This is a genomic window from Streptosporangium jomthongense, from assembly GCF_042650425.1.
GTDB lineage: Bacteria > Actinomycetota > Actinomycetes > Streptosporangiales > Streptosporangiaceae > Streptosporangium.
Window position 1 is genome coordinate 1 of sequence record NZ_JBHSBC010000076.1, and the last position, 2586, is coordinate 2586.

The following is a 2586-nucleotide window of genomic DNA, read 5'->3' on the forward strand; positions in this document are numbered from 1 at the left end:
CAGTAGCGAATCCTTCCACGATCGCGGGGCGGTTGGGGACGCTGAGCAAGGCGTGTCGCGTTGAGTACGGTCATCTGCACACTGAGACACCCAGACTGCTCAGGACCGTCCACAAGTTGACAGGCAGTCGTTAATTGCCCCTGTTTGAGAAGCAACTGGGACTACAAGGTCGGCCGGAACGTCCGCAACCTTGATGATCTGCCCCTCGCCGATGAACCGGCGGGCGACCAGAAGGCCGGCGTCGTGCACGTGGGCCCCCGCGTGGCTGATGGAAGCGTCCTCGATCAGCCAGGGAGTCAGGTTCAGCTCGAACGCCCCCAGAAGGGTCGCCAGCACACAGCTCTCGGTTGCGATCCCGCATACGTAGATGTCCTGCCACTGTCGTTCAGCGATCAGCGCGGCACCATCGAGGTCCGCGAAGAGGCCGTACCCTCGCTTGTCGATCACAGTTGCTTTTTCCGCGTACGGCAGCAGTTCGTCCACGATGTCGATCTGGGGAGATTCCATGCATCCCGACCAGTGAACCAGCCGCTCGAACGGACTTCCGGGGTAGTTCACGTATCGGGTGAACAGCACATCTCCGCCTACGGACTGCCATCGACTGACGAGGTCCGCGATGACGGGGACGACGGGCGCCGAAGTTTCCCGGATGAATCCGTTCTGCGCGTCGACGACCACGAGCACCGACTGGCGCTGGAGCGTTTTCATGGTCTACCTGCCTCTCGGAGGATTTCGATTGCCTGGCGGAGGTGTCGGAAGAGCCCACTGGTGTCCCCGATCGCCTTCCTCATGGAGCGATGCTGGCTGGTTTCTCACAGTCGGCGCGTATACGGCCGCAGTGGATGATGGGGTGTGAGAAGTCGGCGGCCGTCATGGCGCGACCTCGGCCGCGGAGCATCCGGTGGTGGTACTTCGCCGCTATGGGTCGCGTTGGTCCGCTCACCTAGCCTCCTAGATTCTCAGGCGACGACATGGAGCGCATCCAGACGGCGGCAGGAGAGCCCTCTGGAGACGACAGCGACTTTTCGGTTAGGAGCCCGGGACACAGTGCTCTCGCTGCCCAGAAGTCACCTCCAGCTCAAGCGTTGACTTGTGCCTCTGCGGACTCACCGCACGGTCATGACTGTATCTCTCATCCGGAGAAGCAGTAAAGGCGTGAGGGGTAAGAAGCAAGAGCCCCGCCATAGTTGAACTTGCTATGGCGGGGCCGTGTCGCCGGTCAGGTCAGCCGTTCTTTTCCGAGATAGCCTGACGATACTTCAGCTTGTACAGGTGCCCGGGCTTGACGATGAGGCTCACCTCGACCGGCCGGTCGTCGTCGGAATAGATCACGCGGAACTGCTCCAGAACCGACACCCCGTCGGGGATGTCGAGATGCTCGACCTCCTCTGGCGTCGGTACCCGGGACGAAATGCAGTCGGTGAACTCCCGCTCAGGGAGGCCGAGTTCGGCGAGGACGGCGGGTGCCCCGCCCCGGATCTTGCTACGGCCAGCCAGCGCTGTGCCGACCGCGATGCTCGCCGGGTAGTAGGACCAACACAGCTCGACGGGGATGTCGCCGCGCAGCATGAGGCGCTGGCGCAGTACGGCCCGCTCCCCCAGCTGCAGGCCCAACATGTCCGCCACGTCCCTCTGCGGATCACACTCCTCAACCTTCAGGAGCTTGTAGGAGTAACCGCCGCGTGTGGGCTCGAAGTAGGCGCCGACGTCGACGATGACCATCTGCGTGTTGCGTACGGTGACGCCCTTGCCTTGCTGTCCGAGGAGCCAGCCCTCGGCCTTCAGGATGCCGACGGCATTGGCAACGGCCGTGCCAGACGCTCCGTACTGCTGCATCAGCACGCGGGTCGAGGGGATCTTCTCTCCGGGTGCGAGCGCACCCGCCATGATCTGCGCACGGAGGTCCGCGGCGATCTGTACGTGCCGGGGACGTTCGTCCTGCTTGGCCACCGGAGATTCCTCTTCTCTATTCACAGGGACAGGGCATAGCGCAAGTGCCTGCCCCGGGCGATCATGGTCATCACGCTGACCTCGATAGGCAAGTTGGCGTCGGTCTTCAGGACGCGGGACAGGACCAACACCCATTCGCCGACGGCGAGCTGGAGCAGCTGGCGTTCCTGGTCGGTTGGTTCGCGGGCGGAGACCTCTTCGACCACGTGCCGGGGCTCGTACCCAAGATCGGTCAGTAAGGTGACCGCTCCACCGGGGATTTTCCTCGGCTCGGCGAGGCGGGTGCCGCAGGCAATGCTCGCCGGATAGTAGGAGTCGGTCAGCTCGACCGGCTGGTTGTCGAGCAGCATGGTCCGGCGGCGGGCGATCGCGGTCTGTCCTGGCTGGAGGCCGAGCATCGTGGCGATGTCGGGGGGCGGCTCCAGCTCGGCCACCTCGCGGATGGCTTGAGCGCCAGCCTGGCCATGCTGGGTGGCTTCTTGCGCCCAGGCGTCGGGTGCGCCCACTCGCGGTCGGACATAGGGGTCGGAAACACTCATCCAATGTGTCCGATCTGCCATTTCTTGATCGGTTTCATGTTTGATGTCCATCTTCCTACTGTCTCACCTCACCGGAGAAGCAACATTGCCTCCCCGG

Annotated in this window: 3 protein-coding genes; all 3 read right to left on the reverse strand. The window is 63.5% G+C overall.

Annotated elements, in window-relative coordinates:
- Positions 1–99 precede the first annotated feature (99 nt).
- Positions 100–708 carry a cysteine hydrolase gene (locus tag ACFOYY_RS42455; protein WP_386197198.1) on the reverse strand — a complete coding sequence of 203 codons (609 nt, stop codon included), beginning with the start codon at positions 706–708 and terminating at the stop codon, positions 100–102.
- A 516-nt stretch (positions 709–1224) separates the two neighbouring features.
- Positions 1225–1950 (reverse strand): GntR family transcriptional regulator, encoded by a 726-nt coding sequence (locus tag ACFOYY_RS42460; protein ID WP_386197199.1) that lies wholly within the window; start codon positions 1948–1950, stop codon positions 1225–1227.
- A gap of 20 nt (positions 1951–1970) precedes the next feature.
- Entirely contained in the window at positions 1971–2540 is a 570-nt protein-coding gene (locus ACFOYY_RS42465) for a UTRA domain-containing protein (protein WP_386197200.1), read from the reverse strand.
- Positions 2541–2586 lie beyond the last annotated feature (46 nt).

Bases quoted from the DNA above. Each gene is read 5' to 3' on its own strand.
- ACFOYY_RS42455 (WP_386197198.1), bottom strand. From the start codon at position 708: ATGAAAACGCTCCAGCGCCAGTCGGTGCTCGTGGTCGTCGACGCGCAG.
- ACFOYY_RS42465 (WP_386197200.1), bottom strand. From the start codon at position 2,540: ATGGACATCAAACATGAAACCGATCAAGAAATGGCAGATCGGACACAT.